General features: G+C 69.8%; 16 protein-coding genes. 10 read left to right on the top strand and 6 right to left on the bottom strand.

The window, feature by feature from the left end; translation table 11 throughout:
• Positions 1–1,396, bottom strand: a 1,396-nt coding sequence (gene hrpB, locus N800_RS13995) for an ATP-dependent helicase HrpB (RefSeq protein WP_036139952.1), incomplete at its 3' end; no start/stop codon positions are given.
• A gap of 164 nt (positions 1,397–1,560) precedes the next feature.
• On the opposite strand from hrpB, the gene N800_RS13990 reads away from it, so the two are divergent.
• The 3 genes from N800_RS13990 (at position 1,561) to N800_RS13980 (ending at position 6,591) form a co-directional block, all read left to right on the top strand.
• The gene (locus N800_RS13990; protein ID WP_036139950.1) at positions 1,561–2,355 is read left to right on the top strand and encodes a TatD family hydrolase; all 795 of its coding nucleotides are present in this window, start codon (positions 1,561–1,563) and stop codon (positions 2,353–2,355) included.
• A 67-nt stretch (positions 2,356–2,422) separates the two neighbouring features.
• Complete coding sequence (locus tag N800_RS13985; protein ID WP_036139948.1) at positions 2,423–3,526, top strand: efflux RND transporter periplasmic adaptor subunit; 1,104 nt, start codon at positions 2,423–2,425, stop codon at positions 3,524–3,526.
• Positions 3,523–6,591, top strand: coding sequence for an efflux RND transporter permease subunit (locus tag N800_RS13980; RefSeq protein WP_036139945.1), 3,069 nt, complete (start codon positions 3,523–3,525; stop codon positions 6,589–6,591). The genes N800_RS13985 and N800_RS13980 overlap by 4 nt, the downstream gene beginning before the upstream one ends.
• A gap of 105 nt (positions 6,592–6,696) precedes the next feature.
• Here N800_RS13980 and N800_RS13975 read toward each other — a convergent pair whose 3' ends face one another.
• The 3 genes from N800_RS13975 to N800_RS13965 all read right to left on the bottom strand — a co-directional run bounded on the left by N800_RS13975 (position 6,697) and on the right by N800_RS13965 (position 9,000).
• Entirely contained in the window at positions 6,697–7,050 is a 354-nt protein-coding gene (locus N800_RS13975; RefSeq protein ID WP_036139943.1) for a hypothetical protein, read from the bottom strand.
• Positions 7,051–7,201: 151 nt separating this feature from the next.
• Complete coding sequence (locus N800_RS13970) at positions 7,202–8,014, bottom strand: ABC transporter permease (protein WP_425476521.1); 813 nt, start codon at positions 8,012–8,014, stop codon at positions 7,202–7,204.
• A 2-nt stretch (positions 8,015–8,016) separates the two neighbouring features.
• Complete coding sequence (locus N800_RS13965) at positions 8,017–9,000, bottom strand: ABC transporter ATP-binding protein (protein WP_036139941.1); 984 nt, start codon at positions 8,998–9,000, stop codon at positions 8,017–8,019.
• A gap of 84 nt (positions 9,001–9,084) precedes the next feature.
• Between N800_RS13965 and N800_RS13960 the strand changes: the two genes are divergently transcribed.
• The 7 genes from N800_RS13960 to N800_RS13930 all read left to right on the top strand — a co-directional run bounded on the left by N800_RS13960 (position 9,085) and on the right by N800_RS13930 (position 14,900).
• Positions 9,085–9,891, top strand: a complete 807-nt coding sequence (locus N800_RS13960; protein ID WP_052108278.1) for a ferredoxin--NADP reductase — start codon at positions 9,085–9,087, stop codon at positions 9,889–9,891.
• 119 nt (positions 9,892–10,010) lie between these two features.
• The gene (locus N800_RS13955) at positions 10,011–10,619 is read left to right on the top strand and encodes a hypothetical protein (protein WP_052108277.1); all 609 of its coding nucleotides are present in this window, start codon (positions 10,011–10,013) and stop codon (positions 10,617–10,619) included.
• Positions 10,616–11,044 carry a hypothetical protein gene (locus tag N800_RS13950; protein ID WP_036139939.1) on the top strand — a complete coding sequence of 143 codons (429 nt, stop codon included), beginning with the start codon at positions 10,616–10,618 and terminating at the stop codon, positions 11,042–11,044. Before N800_RS13955 ends, N800_RS13950 begins: the two co-directional genes overlap by 4 nt.
• The gene (locus N800_RS13945; RefSeq protein WP_036139936.1) at positions 11,041–11,238 is read left to right on the top strand and encodes a helix-turn-helix transcriptional regulator; all 198 of its coding nucleotides are present in this window, start codon (positions 11,041–11,043) and stop codon (positions 11,236–11,238) included. The genes N800_RS13950 and N800_RS13945 overlap by 4 nt, the downstream gene beginning before the upstream one ends.
• Positions 11,239–11,411: 173 nt before the next feature.
• Entirely contained in the window at positions 11,412–12,935 is a 1,524-nt protein-coding gene (locus N800_RS13940) for an alpha/beta hydrolase (RefSeq protein ID WP_036139958.1), read from the top strand.
• Positions 12,936–12,954: 19 nt separating this feature from the next.
• Positions 12,955–13,701 carry an ABC transporter ATP-binding protein gene (locus N800_RS13935; protein WP_036139934.1) on the top strand — a complete coding sequence of 249 codons (747 nt, stop codon included), beginning with the start codon at positions 12,955–12,957 and terminating at the stop codon, positions 13,699–13,701.
• On the top strand, positions 13,698–14,900 hold the full coding sequence (locus N800_RS13930) for an ABC transporter permease (RefSeq protein ID WP_052108276.1): 1,203 nt from the start codon (positions 13,698–13,700) through the stop codon (positions 14,898–14,900). The genes N800_RS13935 and N800_RS13930 overlap by 4 nt, the downstream gene beginning before the upstream one ends.
• A gap of 142 nt (positions 14,901–15,042) precedes the next feature.
• Here the strand turns inward: N800_RS13930 and N800_RS13925 are convergent, their stop codons facing one another.
• Both N800_RS13925 and mnmE read right to left on the bottom strand, forming a co-directional pair.
• On the bottom strand, positions 15,043–16,077 hold the full coding sequence (locus N800_RS13925; protein WP_036139931.1) for an energy transducer TonB: 1,035 nt from the start codon (positions 16,075–16,077) through the stop codon (positions 15,043–15,045).
• Between the two features lie 176 nt (positions 16,078–16,253).
• On the bottom strand, positions 16,254–17,603 hold the full coding sequence (gene mnmE, locus N800_RS13920; protein ID WP_036139929.1) for a tRNA uridine-5-carboxymethylaminomethyl(34) synthesis GTPase MnmE: 1,350 nt from the start codon (positions 17,601–17,603) through the stop codon (positions 16,254–16,256).
• Between the last annotated feature and the right edge of the window lie 166 nt (positions 17,604–17,769).

Genomic DNA, 17,769 nt, shown 5'->3' with positions numbered 1-17,769 from the left:
CAACCTGCGGCGGCGCGAGCAGCATGGCGGCCAGGCGCGGGTGGGTACCGAGGGCCAGCATGCGGCGGCCCAAGGGAGTGATCGCGGGCAACGCCGTGGCCATCGCCTTGGTCGCCGCGTCCTTGGCAGCAGGGCCGGCAGGCGGATGGGCCGCGCCCGTTCGCGCAGCAGCATGCGCGTTGGCGCTTCCGACGGGCTCACCGGCGAGCGCGCCGAGTCGCTGCAACAACTCGCGCGCGGCGGCCATCGCGCCGCTTGGCGGCGCATCGACGAAGCGCAGTTGCGTACTGCCCCACGCGGCCAATTCCAACACGAGCCCGGCGAGCTCGACCTGCGCGATCTCCGGGCGTCGCTGCGGCTCCAGTCGCTGCGATTCCGGCCACAGCCGGTAGGCCCAGCCTTCGGCCACGCGGCCGGCTCGGCCCGCACGCTGATCGGCGGAGGCCTGCGCGATGTTGACCACGTCCAGTCGCGGGAAGCCACTGTTCGGGTCGTAGCGCGGCTCGCGCGCGAGGCCGCTGTCGACGACCACGCGTACACCAGGCAAGGTCACGCTGGACTCGGCGACGTTGGTGGCAAGGACCACGCGCCGATGCCCGTCGGGATCGGGCTGCAGCACGCGCGATTGCTGCTCCACCGGCAGCTCGCCGTGCAGCGCCAGCACATCCACGCCACGCAGCGCCTCGCTGGTGGCGAGCGCGGCATCCACCCGCGCGATCTCGCGCTGGCCGGGCAGGAACACCAGCACGTCGCCCGGGTGCTGGGTGACGGCGTGCTCGATGGCGCGGCGCGCCTGGTGTTCCAGCGCTTCGTCGCGGCGCGCCGGGAAGTGGGCGATCGCCACCGGGTAGCTGCGGCCGGCGCTGCTCAGGCGCGGCGCGTCCAGGAACGCGGCGAGCCGCTCGCCGTCCAGCGTGGCCGACATCACCACGATGCGCAGGTCCTCGCGCAAACCGGCCTGCACGTCCAGCGCCAGCGCCAGCCCGAGGTCGGCGCTGAGGTGGCGTTCGTGGAACTCGTCGAACAGCAGCGCGCCGACGCCTTCCAGCATCGGGTCGTCCTGCAGCATGCGGGTGAGGATGCCTTCGGTCACCACCTCGATGCGGGTGTTCGGCCCGACCTTGTTCTCGAAGCGGATGCGGTAGCCGACCGTGTCGCCCGGCTGCTCGCCACGCTGGCGCGCCATGAAGGTGGCGGCGGCGCGTGCGGCGACGCGGCGCGGCTCGAGCATCACGATCTTGCGGCCTTGCAGCCACGGCGCATCGAGCAGCGCGGGCGGCACCTGGGTGGTCTTGCCGGCGCCGGGCGGGGCTTCGAGGACGAGCCGTGGGTGCTGCTCAAGGCTGTCGCGGATCTGCGGCAGCAGGGCGTCGATGGGGAAGGTGGGGGTTGTCACGCTGACTAGGATACGGGGTGGCTTGGGGTTGTCGGACGGCGGGGGTGTGCGTGGAGCATTGCTACGGCGCTCCGTCGCGGCATCCTGCTCCGACGGAGCCGAGTAGCAGTGCCCGTGGCAGCAGCCGCCCCATCCGAAGGCCACCAATAACCTAAAATCGCCCGATGGAATTGATCGACATCGGCGCCAACCTCACCCACGAGTCCTTCGACCACGACCGCGACGCCGTGCTGCAGCGTGCGCGCGCGGCCGGCGTCGCGCAGATGGTCATCACCGGCGCCAGCCGCGAGCATTCGCCGCGGGCACTGGAGCTGGCGCGAGCGCACCCCGGCGAGCTGTTCGCCACGGCCGGCGTGCACCCGCACCACGCCAGCGAGTACACCGCCGAATGCGACGCGGAGATGCGCACCCTGCACGCGCACCCGGAAGTGGTCGCCGTGGGCGAATGCGGGCTGGACTTCTTCCGCGACTTCTCACCGCGCCCGGCGCAGCGGCGCGCGTTCGAGATGCAACTGCAGATCGGCGTGGACACGGGCAAGCCGCTGTTCCTGCACCAGCGCGACGCCCATGAGGACTTCATGGCGATGATGAAGAACTTCGACGGTCGCCTGGGGCCCGCGGTGGTGCACTGCTTCACCGGCACGCGCGAGGAGCTGTTCGATTACCTCGACCAGGACTGGTACGTGGGCATCACCGGTTGGCTGTGCGACGAGCGCCGCGGCCTGCATCTGCGCGAACTGGTGAAGCACATCCCGGCCGACCGGCTGATGATCGAGACCGATGCGCCCTACTTGCTGCCGCGCACGGTAAAGCCCTCGCCCAGCCACCGCCGCAACGAGCCGATGTACCTGGCGCACATCGTCGAGGAGCTGGCGCGCGATCGCGGCGAGTACGTGGCGACCACGGCCGCGCACAGCACCGCCGCCGCGCGCGCGTTCTTCCGCCTGCCTTCGCGGTGATGGCAGGATTCAGCTAATTCCTGTACCTGTCGGTACACTTGGCGTCCCCCACACCGATGGAACGCCCGTGGCTGCACCGATCCGCACGCTGCCCCTGATCGCAGCATTGGCCCTGGGCTTGGCGGCCTGCCAGAAGGATGGCGAACCGGCCGAGGCCAAGGCGCGCGGTGCATCCGCGCAGACCGTCACCGTCGCCAACCCGCAGTCGCGGTCGTTGCCGCGGTCCATCACCGTGTCGGGCCCGGTGGCCGCGGTGGAAGAGATGCAGCTGGGTGTCGAGTTGTCCGGCCTGCGCGTGACCCGGTTGGCCGTCGACGTGGGCCAGCAGGTGCGCCGCGGCCAGGTGTTGCTGATCCTGGACCACCGCATGCTCGACGCCGACCTGGTGCAGGCCAATGCCGCGCTGCGCGAGGCGGACGCCGGCGCCGCACTCGCCCGCGCCAACCTCGCGCGCGGCGAGAACCTGGCCCGCGACAAGTTCATCAGCGCGATGCAGTTGGACGAGTTGCGTGCCGCGCGCACGCAGGCGGAGGCACGCCTCGGCACGGCCCGTGCCGCACGCGATTCCACTGCGCTGCGTCGCAGCTTTGCCGACCTGCGCGCCCCCGCCGACGGGCTCATCAGCAAGCGCCTGGTGCAACCCGGGCAGGTGGTGTCGGCCGGCATGGAGCTGCTGCGACTGATCAAGGACGGCCGACTGGAATGGCGCGCGGAGCTGCCGTCGGAGCAACTGGCTCGGGTGTCGCCGGGCGACGTGATCGCGCTGGTGTCGCGCGATGGCACGCGCGTCGACGGCCGCGTGCGCGCGGTGACGCCAGGCGTCGATGCCGCCACCCGCACCGGCACCGTTTACGCCGACCTGCCACAACCGGGCACGCTGCAACCCGGCGCCTTCCTCGAAGGCCGCATCGACACCGGCCTCGTGCAGGCGGTGGTGGTGCCCGCCGCCGCCGTGGTGCTGCGCGACGGCTTCAGCACGGTGTTCACCGTCGACGCCAAGGGCCTGGCCCACCAGGTGCGCATCGAGGCCGGCACCCGCGACAACGGCCAGGTGGAAGTGCGCAGCGGGCTCAAGGCCGGCGACCGCGTGGTCTTGGCCGGCGCCGGTTTCCTCGCCGACGGCGACGCGGTGCGCGTGGTGGATGCGACCCAGCCGGCGGCCACCCCGTGAGCGGCGGCGGCACCCTTTCCACCTGGGGCATCCGCAATCCCGTACCGGCGGTGATGCTGTTCTTCGTGCTGTGCGTGGCGGGCCTGTGGGGCTTCCGCCAGTTGCCCGTGGCGCGCTTCCCCGACATCGCCTTCCCGATGACGGTGGTCACCATCACCCAGCCCGGCGCATCGCCCTCGCAACTGGAAACCGAAGTCACGCGTCGCGTCGAGGACGCGGTCGCCACGCTGGACAACGTCAAGCGCGTCACCTCCACCGTGGTCGAGGGCACCAGCACCACCGCCATCGAGTTCCAATTGGAAACCGACCTGCTGACGGCGCTCAACGACACCAAGGATGCGGTCACCCGCACCCGCATGGACCTGCCGCAGGACATCCAGGAACCGGTGGTGTCCAAGGTGGAGATCGGCGGCTCGCTGCTGACCTACGCCGTGAGCGCGCCGGGCATGGCCGACGACGAGCTGTCGTGGTTCGTCGACCGCCACGTCACCCGCGCGCTGTACGGCGTGGAGGGCGTGGCCGCGGTCAACCGCATCGGCGGCATCGACCGCCAGGTGCGCGTGGACCTGGACCCGCAGGCACTGCAGGCGCATGGCGTCACCGCCGGCGAGGTCAACCAGCAACTGGCGCTGACCCAGGTCGAGCGCCCCGGCGGCAAGGCCGAGCTGGCCGGCGGGCAGCAGACCATCCGCACCATCGCCACGGTGACCGACGCGCAGGCGCTGCGCGATTTCAGCATCGCCCTGCCCAGTGGCCAGAACGTGCGCCTATCGAGCTTGGCCACCGTCACTGATGGCGCCGCCGACCCCAGCCAGCTCGCGCTGCTGGACGGCAAGGCGGTGGTCGGCTTCTCGCTGTCCCGCAGCCGCGGCGCCGACGAACTCAAGGTGCGCGACGGCGCGAAGGCCGCGCTGGACGAGCTGCACGCCACCCACCCCGGCGCCGAGTTCCGCCTGATCACCGACATGTCCGAAGAGACCGAGCGCTCCTACAGCTCGTCGATGGTGATGCTGGTGGAAGGCGCGCTGCTGGCGCTGGTGGTGGTGTGGTGGTTCCTGCGCGACTGGCGCGCGACGTGGGTGTCGGCCATCGCGCTGCCGCTGTCGATCATCCCGACGTTCGCGGTGATCCACTGGCTGGGCTTCTCGCTCAACATGATCACGCTGCTGGCGCTGTCGGTGGTGGTGGGCATCCTGGTCGACGATGCCATCGTCGAGATCGAGAACATCGTGCGCCACCTCGGCATGGGCAAGAAGCCGCTGGAAGCCGCGCGCGAGGCCGCCGACGAGATCGGTACCGCGGTGATCGCGACCTCGGTGACGCTGGCGGCGGTGTTCGTGCCGGTGGCATTCATGCCCGGCATTGCCGGCAAGTTCTTCCGCGAGTTCGGCTGGACCGCGGCGACCGCGGTGATGTTCTCGCTGTTGGTCGCCCGCCTGCTGACCCCGATGATGGCGGCCTACCTGCTCAAGCCGCACCCCGACCACCCGGAGGAAAGCGCGCTGATGAAGCGCTACCTGCGCTGGGTGGATGCGGCGCTGCGCCACCGCTGGCGCACGCTGGCGGTGGCCACTGCGCTGTTCTTCGCTTCGCTGGCGTTGATCCCGCTGATCCCCACCACCTTCATCCCGGTGTCCGACCAGGGCCGCAGCATGCTGTCGCTGGAGCTGCCGCCGGGCACGCCGATCGAGGAGACCGCGCGCGTCGCCGAGCAGGCGCGCCAGCGGCTGGGCCGCATCCCCGAACTCAAGCAGGTGTTCACCCAGATCGGCAGCGTCCCCGACCTGGGCGATCCAGCCAAGAGCGGCGGCGCCGACGCGCGCAAGGCCGTGCTCACCCTCGACTGGGGCAAGGCCGGCGATCGCGACCGCAACCAGCGCACGCTGGAGCAGGCGGTGCGCGCGGCCTTGGCCGAGCTGCCCGGCGTGCGCCTGAGCTTCATGAGCAACGAGCCGGGCGAGCAGATGATGCTGGTGCTGGCCGGCGACGACCCGGTGCAGCTCAACGCCGCGGCGAGCGCGGTCGAACGCGACCTGCGCCGCATCGAGGGCCTGGGCAGCATCTCCTCCTCCGCCTCGCTGCTGCGCCCGGAACTGCAGATCGTGCCGAACGCGTCGCGCGCGGCCGACCTGGGCGTGTCCACCGCCAGCATTGCCGAAGCCGCGCGCGTGGCCACCGCTGGCGACTACACCCAACGCCTGGCCAAGCTCAACCTGCCCGACCGGCAGATTCCGATCCGCGTCGGTTTCGCCCGCGAGTCGCTGCGCGATGCGGCCACGCTGGAGCAGCTGCGCGTGCGCGGCGCCAACGGCGCGGTGCCGCTGTCGGCCGTGGCTGACATCCGCGAAGGCAGCGGTCCGTCGGTGATCAGCCGCTACAAGCGCCAGCGCAACGTCACCCTAACCGCCGAACTCAACGGGCGTCCGCTGGGCGAGGTGATGGCCGAAGTGCAGGCGCTGCCCTCGGTGCAGAACGTGCCAGCCGGCGTGGCCTTCATCAACACCGGCGATGCGGAAATCTTCGTCGAGCTGTTCACCGGCTTCCTGATGGCGATGGCCGCGGGCATCGCCTGCATCTACATGGTGCTGCTGTTGCTGTTCAAGCACCCGATGCAGCCGCTGACCATCCTCACCGCGATCCCGCTGTGCGCGGGCGGTGCGTTCGGCGCACTGTTGGTGACGCAGAACATGCTGTCGCTGCCGGCGTTGATCGGCCTGCTGATGCTGATCGGCATCGCCACCAAGAACTCGATCCTGCTGGTGGACTACGCGGTGATGGCCGAGGACCAGCATGGCCTGAGCCAGCACGACGCGCTGGTTGATGCCTGCCGCAAGCGCGCGCGGCCGGTGATCATGACCACGATTGCGATGGGCGCGGGCATGCTGCCGCTGGCGCTGGGCTTCTCCGGCGACAGCAGCTTCCGCGCACCGATGGCGTGGGCGGTGATCGGTGGGCTGATCACCTCCACCGCGCTCAGCCTGCTGGTGATCCCCGCGGCGTACACGGTGCTGCACGATGTCGGCGACTGGCTGGGTCGGCGGCTGCGGCGCACGGTGGCGGCCTAGCGCCACAATGCAGGTGCTGCGCGGACGGTAGGCCGGTCGAATCCGGCCAGCCCCACCGCCGCGCGGCACCTCGCGGTCGCCTGGACCGCGGAACGCCCCGCGCCGTCAACGCGCCGGCGCGGTCTGCATCGCGAGGTAGCGCACGTCGTGCCGCGGGGCCGCCATCGGCTGCAGCACCACGTCGACGCGCTCCACGCCCCGGCGCTGGCAGGCGCGGCCGACTTCGCTCATCAGCCGCGCGCGCGAGGCATAGACCTGGCTGAAGTTGTACTGGCCCAGCGCCTCGCCTACTTCGCGCTGCGTCGGCAGCACGCGGGCCTCGCACTGGAACGACAGCAGCGCGGCCGCGCGGATCGGCGCCACTTCGGTTACCGGTGGCTCGCCTGCGACCGCACTGGCTGTCGCCAGCAGAAGCCCGGCAAGTCCCAGGCGCGTCACGCGTGTGGTCGGAGTGCTCATGGCATTGCTCCTTCACGACGGTCACGCCAGTCCGCACCGCGCACGGACCCGCCGCCGTAAGGATGCATTACGCATCCGCATGCGGGGATGACAGGCCGGTGGCGCGCCGCCCACCCTCAACCGACGAACGGCAGCCCGCCCTGCAGCCCGTTCAGCTGCGCAACCCGACCCCGCGCTTGAGCAACCACAGCCCCAGCGCCGCCAGCGCGGCCACGAAGCCCAGCATCAGCACGTACGCCACCCACAGCGGCACGTCGCTCACGCCCAGCAGGCCGTAGCGGAACGCATTGACCATGTAGAAGATCGGGTTGGCGTGGGTGGCCGCCTCGGCCCAGCCCGGCAGCAGCTTCACCGAATAGAACACGCCGCCCAGGTAGGTCAGCGGGGTCAGGATGAAGGTCGGCACGATCGCGATGTCGTCGAACTTCTTCGCGTACACCGCGTTGACGAAGCCGGCCAGCGAGAAGATCGTCGCGCCCAGCAGCACGGTGGTGAAGGTCACGAAGGGATGCGGTACCCGCACCTTGGTGAACAGCATCGCGATCACCAGCACGATCGCGCCCACCATCAGCCCGCGCAGCACCGCGCCGGCCACGTAGCCGGTCAGGATCACCCAGTTGGGCATCGGGCTGACCAGCAGCTCCTCGACGTGGCGGCCGAACTTGGCGCCGAAGAAACTGGAGGAGATGTTGCCGTAGCTGTTCTGGATCACGCTCATCATCACCAGCCCGGGGACGATGAAGTCCATGTACCTGATCCCGTCCATCTCGCCCACGCGCGAGCCGATCAGCCCACCGAAGATCAGGAAGTACAGGGTCATGGTGATCGCCGGCGGCACCAGGGTCTGGCCCCAGATGCGCAGGATGCGCGCGACCTCGCGGCGGACGATGGTGCCCAGCGCGACCCAGTGGCGCTGGTTCACGGACAGTTCGGTGGCGCTCATGCGGTTGGTCTGCTCGCTCATGTTCACGCGGCGCGCTCCGGTGCGGCCGGTTGCACACCATCGGGGCTGTCGCCGCCGGTCAGGCGGACGAAGAGTTCCTCCAGGCGGTTGCTCTTGGTGCGCATCGAGCGCACGCGGATGCCGGACTCGCCCAGCGTGGCGAACACGCGGTTGAGGTCCATCGCCCGCGGCATCTCCAGGTCCAGCGTGTGCGCGTCCTCGGCGACCAGTGTGGTGCCCTCGATCACCGGCAGCACCGCCGGCAGCTCACCGTCGATGTCGAGCAGGAAGCCTTCCACGTCAAGCTTGGCCAGCAGCGCCTTCATCGGCCCCTGCTCGACGATGCGGCCGCGATCGATGATGGCGAGGTTGCGGCACAGGCTCTCCGCTTCCTCCAGGTAGTGGGTGGTGAGGATGATCGTGGTGCCGGCGGCGTTGATCTCCTTCAGCGTCTTCCACATGCCGCGGCGGATCTCGATGTCCACGCCGGCGGTGGGTTCGTCCAGGATCAACAGCTGCGGCCGGGTCATCATGGCGCGGGCGATCATCAGCCGGCGCTTCATGCCGCCCGACAGCGTACGGCTCATCACCGTCGCCTTCTCCCACAGCTGGGCGCGGCGCAGTTCCTCTTCGGCACGCTGCAGCGCGACCTCGCGCGGCACGCCGTAGAACCCGGCGTAGTTGACCAGGATGTCCAGCGGCTTCTCGAACAGGTTGAAGTTGATCTCCTGCGGCACCAGGCCAATCAGCCGCATCGCCGCGCCGCGGTCGGCCAGCAGGTCGGTGCCGAACACGCGGACCTGGCCGCTGCTGAGGTTGACCAGCGAGCTGACGATGCCGATCAGCGTGCTCTTGCCCGCACCATTGGGGCCGAGCAGGGCGAAGAAATCGCCGGGCATCACGTCCAGCGACACGCCCTTGAGGGCTTCGACGCGGGTGTCGTAGGTCTTGCGCAGATCGCGCACCGAAAGCGCCGGCAGCGGCGCCGGCTGTAGAGTCTGGGTCATCGGCAGGGCCTGTGCCGCGAGCCGCGCGGCGATAGCCGGTAGTATAGGCGGCTTGATGGCCCCACCCCGGCCACGCAGTGTTGCATGCGCGCCCCTTTCCAGGCCGGCGCCAACGCCCGGAACCGCCTGTCGATGAAGCACTTCCCGCTCAAGCTTGTCTCCCGCCGCATGCTGGCCCCGTCGGTGGGCCATTACGTGTTCCTGCGCGACGACGGCGAGCCGCTGGACTTCATCCCTGGCCAGTTCATCCAGGTGCATTTCGACTACGCCGACGGCACGCCGACCAAACGCTCGTACTCGCTGGCGACCATCCATGACCATGCGCTGGGCCCGGGCGAGGCGGTGGAGATTGCGGTCAGTTACGTGCCCGGTGGTTCCGCCACCGCGCTGTTCGAAGGCCTGCCCGAGGGCGGCGCGATCACCGCCAGCGGGCCATACGGGCGCTTCTGCCTGGTGCCCGCCGACACAAATCGCCGCTACCTGCTGATCGCCACCGGAACCGGCGTCACCCCATACCGCTCGATGCTGCCGCAGCTGGAAACGCTGATGCGCGAGCGCGGCGTGGAAGTCGTGCTGCTGTTCGGCGCGCGCACCCCCGCCGAGCTGCTGTACGGCGACGAGTTCCGTGCCTTCGCCGACGCCCATCCGGGCTTCCGCTTCGTGCCGTGCTTCTCGCGCGAGCTGCCGGGCGAAGGCACGCCACATGCGCATGCCGACGTGCGCCACGGCTACGTGCAACAGACCCTGGCGGAATTCGCGCCCAACCCGGCCACCGACATCGCCTACCTGTGCGGCAATCCCAACATGGTCGACGCCTGCTTCGAAGCGCTGAAGGCCGCCGGGTTGGCCGTGCCGCAGATCCGCCGCGAGAAATACGTCAGCAGCAAGTAGGCCGGCGGCGGCGCTGGACGCCCGTTTCGGGCGTGGCCAGACTGCATGTAAAGGACGCTTGACACCCGCCACGGGCGCCCGTATCGTCTGTAAAGGAAACTTTACAGGGAATACGCCCCATGCCCGCGCCCTCGTCCTGGATCGACGCCTGCTACCGGCCGCGGCCGCGCGTCCTGCTGGCAGCAGGCGTGCTGCTGCTGGCCGTGGCGGGATTGGCCGGCGGCCTCGGCTGGCCCTGGCCGCCAACGCTCACCGGCATTGCCGCCGGGCTCGGCGTCGGCTGCCTGCTGGGTGCGCTGCTGCACAGCCAGTTGCCCGACCCGCGCGAGGCCACCACCCCCTCGATGCGCCGCCGTTACCTACGGGAATTCATGCCCCCGATGGCGGCGTACGTCGTGCTGGTGCTGCTGTCCGTGACGCTGCTCAAGCAGGTCCAGACCCCGGGATTGCGTGCCTTGGTCGCGCTGATGCCGTTGCCGGCGGTCGCGCTGGGAATGCGCGCCTTCGTCCGCCATGTACGCGACACCGACGAACTGCAGCGCCGCATCGAGCTTGAGGCGGTGAGCCTGGCCACCCTGCTGGTGTCCATGCTGTACCTCGGCGGTGGCTTCCTGCAGTCGGCCAAGGTCATCGACCTCCCGGCCGCCGCGGCCATGATCTGGGTGTTCCCGCTCATCTGCGCCAGTTACGGCCTGTGCAAGGTGTTCGTCGGGAGGCGCTACCAATGAAATCGCAGGCAATCCGTTACTGGCTGAGCCTCAGCCCCGCCTTGCGTCGCTACTACCGGGCTTCGCTGTGGCCCTGCGTGGCCTTCCTGGCACTGCTGTACGCGCACGAGTGGGCGGCCGGGCAGGCGCAGCTCGCCGTCCCGGTGCGCGCCGCCTTCGCCCTGGGGCCGGTGGTCGCCCTGGCATGGCTGTTCGTCGCCTATCTGCGCTTCCTGCGCGAGTGCGACGAGCTGGAACGGCGCATCGAGCTTGATGCGCTCGCCTGGGCCGGGGGCATCGCCCTGCAGGGCACGATGGCCTGCATGCTGCTGCTGGACGCCCGCGTGATCGCGTGGTCGGCCCTCCACGTCGCGGCCGCATTCGGCCTGCTGCTGGTCGGCAGCTACGGGCTGATCCGCGCATGGCTGCACCGGCGCTACCAATGAACAACCGCCTGCGCGAACTGCGCGACCAGCGCGGCTGGTCGCAGGGCGAGCTGGCCGAGCGGCTCGATGTCTCCCGGCAGACCATCAACGCGCTTGAGACCGGCAAGTACGACCCGTCGCTACCGCTGGCGTTCCGCATCGCGCGCCTGTTCGAGCACCGCATCGAAGACATCTTCTTCCCCGAATCCGAATGAGTCCCCCGGACTCACCACACCCGCACCACGAAAAGCGCAAGGAGAAGCAGCTACCCATGTTCCGCCACCCTGTACGGCCTGAGGGCACCACCTCCCTACGTGACGTTCGTCACGTTTCCATGGGCGTGGTCGTCTGCGATGCTCCGCCGCTGCCTGCAACCCACGGGAACCCCATGCAACCACGACTGACCGGGACCGCGCTCGCCGCGGCCCTGCTGCTGGCCGCCTGCCAGCCCACCGGCGACGCCAACCAGGCTGTGCAGGCCGACAGCGCCATCCACCATGTCGGTACCTTGGCGCTCAAGCCGTGCGTGCTGGGTGGCGAGAACGGCATGCCGACCGTGGAAGCCCAGTGCGGCCAGTTCGAGGTCGCCGAGAACCCCGCGCAACCGCAGGGCCGCAGGATCAAGCTCAACCTCGCGCGACTGCCCTCCACCGGCAAGGGCAACGCCCAGCCCGACCCGGTGTTCTTCCTCGCCGGCGGCCCCGGCCAAGCCGCGACGCAGGTGGCGCCCCAGGTGAACGCAGCCTTGCGCGAGGTGCGCAAGCAGCGTGACGTCTTCCTGGTCGACCAGCGCGGCACCGGCCAGTCCAACCCACTGGACTGCAAGGACGCCAAGGACCAGCCACTGGAGCTGGACGCCACCCGCACGCCCACCGAGGCGGAGCTGGCCGACTTCGCGCAGCAGTGCCTGGCCTCGCTGGAAGGCCGCGCCGATCCGCGCTTCTACACCACCACCCACGCCATCGCCGACCTCGACGCGGTGCGCGCGGCAATGGGCGCGGACAAGATCAACCTGGTCGGTGGCTCCTACGGCACGCGGGTCGCGCAGCAGTACGCCGCCCGCCATCCCGACCACACCCGCACGGTGGTGATCGACGGCGTGGCGCCCAACTCCCTGGTGGTCGGTAGCGAATTCGCGCGCACGCTGGAGCGCGCGCTGCAACTGCAGCAGGCGCAGTGCGCCAAGCAGCCCCAGTGCAAGCAGCGGTTCGGCGGCGACCTCATCACCCGGCTGAAGGCGCTGAAGGACAAGCTCAATGCCGCCCCGGTCGAAGTGGCCTACCGCGATCCGACCACCAACGAGCCCAAGCGCGACACGCTGACCGGTGACATGGTCAGCGGGCTGGCGCAGGGCGTGTCGTACGTGCCCCAGGTTGCCGCGATGCTGCCGCTGGTGGTGAGCCAAGCCGAGCAGGGCCGCTACGAGTCACTGATGGCGATCGCACACGTCTGGTCCGGCCAGGTCAGCGGGCAGATGAACCGCGGCATGCAATGGTCGGTGGTCTGCGCCGAGGACGCGCCGCGCTTCCAGGCCGATCCCGCCGATGCCGACACAGTGCTCGGCGAAGGCTTGGGCCGGCTGTTCTTTGCCGCCTGCGCCGTCTGGCCGAAGGGTGACGTGCCCAAGGACTTCCACGCACCGTTCAAGTCGTCGCTGCCCACGCTGCTGCTGTCGGGCGAGCTCGACCCCGTGACCCCGCCATCGTATGGCGACGAAGTGGCCAAGGGCCTCGGCAACGCGCGCCACATCGTCGTGCGCGGACAGGCCCACGGCACGATGGGCGTCGGCTGCATGCCCAAGCTGCTCGGCCAGTTCATCGAACGCGCCGACCCCAAGTCGCTGGACGCGAAATGCCTCGACAGCCAGACCTACACCCCGCCGTTCACCAGCTTCAACGGCTGGGAACCTTGAGCGCGCAAGGACCGACTCCATGATCATCGCAAACGATTTGCACAAGGCGTTCAAGACCAAGACCGGCACGGTCCAGGCGGTCGAAGGCGTCTCCTTTGAAGCACGCGACGGCCAGATCACCGGCCTGCTCGGCCCCAACGGCGCCGGCAAGACCACCACCCTGCGCATGCTGTACACGCTGATGACGCCCGATCGCGGCAACGTGACGGTCGATGGCATCGACGCGGCCCTGGATCCGGCCGCGGTGCGCCGCGCGCTGGGCGTGCTGCCCGACGCGCGCGGCGTGTACAAGCGCCTGACCGCGCGCGAGAACATCGCCTACTTCGGCGAGCTGCACGGCCTGTCCGCCACCGACATCGCGCGCCGCACCGAGGTGCTGGCCAAGGCGCTGGACATGGGCGACATCCTCGACCGCCAGACCGAGGGCTTCAGCCAGGGCCAGCGCACCAAGACCGCGATCGCCCGCGCGCTGGTGCACGACCCGAAGAACGTCATCCTCGACGAGCCCACCAACGGCCTGGACGTGATGACCACCCGCGCCATGCGCGGCTTCCTGCAGCAACTCAAGGCCGAGGGCCGCTGCGTGATCTTCTCCAGCCACATCATGCAGGAGGTGGCCGCGCTGTGTGACCGCATCGTCATCATCGCCAAGGGTCGCGTGGTCGCCGCCGGCACCGCCGACGAGCTGCGCGCCAAGTTCGGCGAGAGCAACCTGGAAGACGCCTTCGTCAAGGCCATCGGCTCGGAGGAGGGCCTGCACGCATGAAGACCCCTGCTTCGAAAACCTCGTTCTTCCAATCGATGTTCGCGGTGATGCGCAAGGAACTGCGCGAGGTCATGCGCGATCGCCGCACGATGATGATGGTGCTGGTGCTGACCCCGCTGCTCAGCCCGATCCTGTTCATGGGCATCGGCAAGCTTGGCGAGAACCGCGCGAAGACCGAGCTGGACAAGGTGCTGGAAGTACCCGTGGTCGGCATCGATCGCGCACCGAACCTGGTGGCCTACCTCGCCACCCGCGGCATCAAGGCGGTGCCCGCGCCGAAGGACCTGGACGACGCGATCGCCCGCCAGGACGTCGATGTCGCGCTGGAGCTCGACGCGGACTTCGCCAAGGATTGGCGCGAAGGCCGCTCGGCGTCGGTCGACATCGTCGCCGACACCACCAGCCGCGCCACCGAGGTGCCTTTGGCGCGCGTGCGCAACGCGCTGGAAGGCTACCGCGACCAGATGGGGCAGTTGCGCCTGATGGCGCGCGGCATCGACCCGGGCGTGGTACGCCCAGTAAGCGTTGGCGTGCGCGACATGGCCTCGGCCGCGGCCAAGCGCGGGCAGCTTGCGGCACTGATGTTGCCTTACCTGCTGATCCTGTCGTCGTTCCTCGGTGGCGTGTACCTGATCCTGGACGCAACCGCCGGCGAACGTGAACGTCAATCCCTGGAACCGCTGCTGGCCACGCCGGCGCCGCGTTCGGCGGTGGTCAGCGGCAAGATCGCCGCGGCCTGCGCGCTGGGCATGGTGTCGCTGCTGCTGATGCTGCTGACGTTCAAGGCGCTGGCGGTGCTGGCACCGGGTGGCGGCATGGTCATCGACGTCAGCACGCGCACCATCGTCATGCTGCTGCTGGTGCTGTTGCCGATGGTGTTCATCGGCACCTCGCTGCTGACCTACCTCGCGGCCAGCGCCAAGAGCATGAAGGAAGCGCAGAGCCACATGACCTGGCTGATGCTGTTGCCGATGATCCCGTCGATCGCGCTGATGGTGAACCCGATCAAGCAGCAGCTGTGGCAGTACGTGGTGCCGTTCCTCGCGCAGAACCAGATGATCCTGAAGATCGCGCGTGGCGATGTGATCCCGCCGCAGACGTGGGGCTTGTACCTGGCGGCCAGCTTCGGTCTTGCCGCCGTACTCTGGTTCGCCGCGGTGCACCGCTACCACCAGGAGCGACTGGCCATCTCGGGCTGAGCAGCAACGGCGATCGCCCGGCCCGGGGCGCGTCCGAGACGCGGCCCGGGGTCACGGCCGGTGGGTCGTCGGCGCCGCGGCCAAGCAAAGAAAAAGCCCGGCATGGCCGGGCTTTTTCGTGCCGCAGTGATGCCGATCCGGCTTACTGGCCGGGATCGAACCCGATGGTGCGACGGGTGGTGACCGGCGCAGCCACCGGCTGGAAGCGCCACTTGCGTACCGCGTTGACCGCCTCGCGGTCGAAGATGCGCGGCGGGTTGGCACGCACCACGCGGGCGGCGGTGACGGTGCCGTCGGTGCCGACGGTGAACTCCACCTGCACCTCGCCCGACTGGCCCGAACGCAACGCTTCCGGCGGGAAACGCGGCGCCGGCGTGGACAGCGCACGCAGGTCGCTGCCGGCCGTCGATGCCGCCGACGCCGTTGCGGCCTGCTGCGCCGCACGCTGCTGCGCGGCACGCTGCTCCGCCTCGCGCTGTTCGGTCTCACGCTGCTCGGCGGCACGCTGGTCGGCGGCACGCTTCTGCGCGGCCTCGCGGTCTGCCGTCTGCTGCGCGGCGAGCTTCTTGGCCGCGTCTTCCTGCTGCTTCTTCTGGTCGGCCAGGCGCTGCTTCTCCAGCTCGGCCTGCTTCTTGGCCTGTTCCTCGGCAGTCAGCGCCTGCTGCGCGGTGCGCGTGGCCACTTCGGCCTGGCGCGCGGTGATGCTTTCCTTCAGGCGCGCAAGGGCCGGATGGTTGGCATCAGCCTTTTCCAGCAGGGCCGCCAGGCGTTGGGCCTCGGCGAAGTCCTCGCGGTTGACGCTCTGCTCGATGGCGATCACCGTCATCGGCAACAGGTCCACCAGCGCGCTCGATACCGCGGCATCGCCGGGCAGCTTGTCACGCAGGGCCAGGTAGTACTCCACGGCGTTGTCCTCGGCCGGGGCGTACAGGCGGTTCTCGGTATAGGCCTTGCTTGCGGCCTCGCGCAGCGCATCCACGCTCATGGCCGAAACCTTGGTGGACACGGCGGTCGCGGGTGTCACGGCCGGCGCAGCCTGCTCGGTGGTGGCAGCGGCGACGGGTGCCTCGTCCTTCTTGCCGCACGCCGCCACGAGAACGGCGAGGCAGAGCACGGCGACAGTGCGGTTGATGGATGGCCGGCGGCGCACGGGCCGGGCCAGTGTGATGTCGATCATTGAAAAAGCTCTCCCCTGAAGTACGCAGTCGGACGCGTACGGTGACTAGGACGCGCTAGCAGGGAAGATTTGTCAAGCACCACCCTGCGGATCGACCGACTTCGACAATCGCCGATCATGTGACGTGCATCACACTGAAGTCGCGACCGGCTCGGCGTCGCGTTCCGGGGCGGCCGTCACTTTCCGATGCAGAAGCTGGCGAAGATATGTCCCAGCAGGTCGTCGGCATGCACCCGCCCAGTGATTTCGCCCAGATCGTCGTGCGCCAACCGCAGCGCCTCCGCGGCCAGGTCCAGCGCCTCGTGGTCGAGTTGCCGGCGCGCCGCCGCCACTTCGCCGCGCGCCCGCTGCAAGGCCTCCACGTGCCGCGCACGCGCGGTGAACGTGCCCTCCGCTCCCGCGCTCGCACTGCCCAGCGCGAGCGCGCGCAGGCGGGCATGAAGCGCGGGAAGGCCCTCGCCCGTGCGCGCGGAGACCCACACCGCGGCGGCGTCGCTCGCAAGCGGCGATGTCGGCAGCAGGTCCGCCTTGTTGTGCACCCAGAGCACCTGGGGCACCGCCTGCAGGGCGTCGGCGACCGCAACGCGGCCCGCGTCCGGGTCACGCGCATCCACCACCACGATGGCCAGGTCGGCACGGGCGAGCTCGCCGCGGGCGCGGCGCATGCCTTCGCGCTCGATGGCGTCGCCGCCCTCGCGCAGGCCGGCGGTGTCGACCAGCCCCAGTTCCACCCCGTCGACCCGCACCACCTCGTGCAGCAGGTCGCGGGTGGTGCCGGCAATGTCGGTGACGATGGCGCGCTCGCTGCCGGCCAGCGCATTGAGCAGCGAACTCTTGCCGGCATTCGGCGGGCCGACGATCACCGCATGCAGCCCGTCGCGCAGGCGGCGGCCACGCTCGGCCGCCTGCAGCAGTGCGTCCAGGTCGGCGGCCAGCGTCGCCAGCTGGGCACGCAACGCGGCGCCGCCGAGCGTATCGATAGGCTCGTCGGCGAAGTCGATCGCCGCCTCCACGTGCACGCGGATCGCGAGCAGCGCATCGGCCAGCGCGTCCACCCGACGCGAAAACTCGCCGTCCAGTGCGCGGCGCGCGGCGCGGGCCGCGGTCAGGTCGGCCGCGGCGATCAGATCGGCGACGGCTTCGGCCTGCGCAAGATCCAGCCGGCCTTCGAGGAACGCGCGTTCGCTGAACTCGCCGGGGCGTGCGCGGCGCGCGCCGAGGGCGCAGCTTCGCGCCACCAGCGCCTCCAGCACCGCCGGGCTGCCGTGCGCCTGCAGTTCCACCACGTCCTCACCGGTGAAGCTGGCCGGCGCGGCGAAGTACAGCGCGATGCCATCGTCGAGCGTGCCGCCTTCGGCGTCGCGGAACCGCACGTGGTGCGCGTGGCGCGGCCGCAGCGCGCGACCGGCGATGGCCTCGGCGATGTGGCGCGATCGCGGTCCCGACAGGCGCACGATGCCGACGCCGCCCGCACCGGCAGCGGTGGCGACGGCGGCGATGGTGTCACGGTCGTTGACGGTGCTCATGGCGGAATCGTCGCATTTTTCTTGCATGGGGTCGGAGGGCAACGGCGGCGACAACGTGGGTGCAGATAGTCCTCACGCGAACAACGACCATCTCCATGCTGTGTTTGCACCTTGGTCCAAGCGCGCTCAAGCGTGGGGGCGGCGATGGCATGGGGTATTGCGGAAC

Origin of the sequence: Lysobacter daejeonensis GH1-9, assembly GCF_000768355.1 — a bacterium.
GTDB classification, from domain to species: domain Bacteria; phylum Pseudomonadota; class Gammaproteobacteria; order Xanthomonadales; family Xanthomonadaceae; genus Aerolutibacter; species Aerolutibacter daejeonensis.
This window is presented reverse-complemented; position numbering and strand designations above follow the sequence as displayed.

Excerpts from the sequence above, each read along its gene's own strand:
- N800_RS13990 (WP_036139950.1), top strand. The coding sequence starts at position 1,561 with ATGGAATTGATCGACATCGGCGCCAACCTCACCCACGAGTCCTTCGAC.
- N800_RS13975 (WP_036139943.1), bottom strand. The coding sequence starts at position 7,050 with ATGAGCACTCCGACCACACGCGTGACGCGCCTGGGACTTGCCGGGCTT.
- N800_RS13970 (WP_425476521.1), bottom strand. The coding sequence starts at position 8,014 with ATGAGCGAGCAGACCAACCGCATGAGCGCCACCGAACTGTCCGTGAAC.
- N800_RS13965 (WP_036139941.1), bottom strand. The coding sequence starts at position 9,000 with ATGACCCAGACTCTACAGCCGGCGCCGCTGCCGGCGCTTTCGGTGCGC.
- N800_RS13960 (WP_052108278.1), top strand. The coding sequence starts at position 9,085 with ATGCGCGCCCCTTTCCAGGCCGGCGCCAACGCCCGGAACCGCCTGTCG.
- N800_RS13955 (WP_052108277.1), top strand. The coding sequence starts at position 10,011 with ATGCCCGCGCCCTCGTCCTGGATCGACGCCTGCTACCGGCCGCGGCCG.
- N800_RS13950 (WP_036139939.1), top strand. The coding sequence starts at position 10,616 with ATGAAATCGCAGGCAATCCGTTACTGGCTGAGCCTCAGCCCCGCCTTG.
- N800_RS13945 (WP_036139936.1), top strand. The coding sequence starts at position 11,041 with ATGAACAACCGCCTGCGCGAACTGCGCGACCAGCGCGGCTGGTCGCAG.
- N800_RS13940 (WP_036139958.1), top strand. The coding sequence starts at position 11,412 with ATGCAACCACGACTGACCGGGACCGCGCTCGCCGCGGCCCTGCTGCTG.
- N800_RS13935 (WP_036139934.1), top strand. The coding sequence starts at position 12,955 with ATGATCATCGCAAACGATTTGCACAAGGCGTTCAAGACCAAGACCGGC.
- N800_RS13930 (WP_052108276.1), top strand. The coding sequence starts at position 13,698 with ATGAAGACCCCTGCTTCGAAAACCTCGTTCTTCCAATCGATGTTCGCG.
- N800_RS13925 (WP_036139931.1), bottom strand. The coding sequence starts at position 16,077 with ATGATCGACATCACACTGGCCCGGCCCGTGCGCCGCCGGCCATCCATC.
- mnmE (WP_036139929.1), bottom strand. The coding sequence starts at position 17,603 with ATGAGCACCGTCAACGACCGTGACACCATCGCCGCCGTCGCCACCGCT.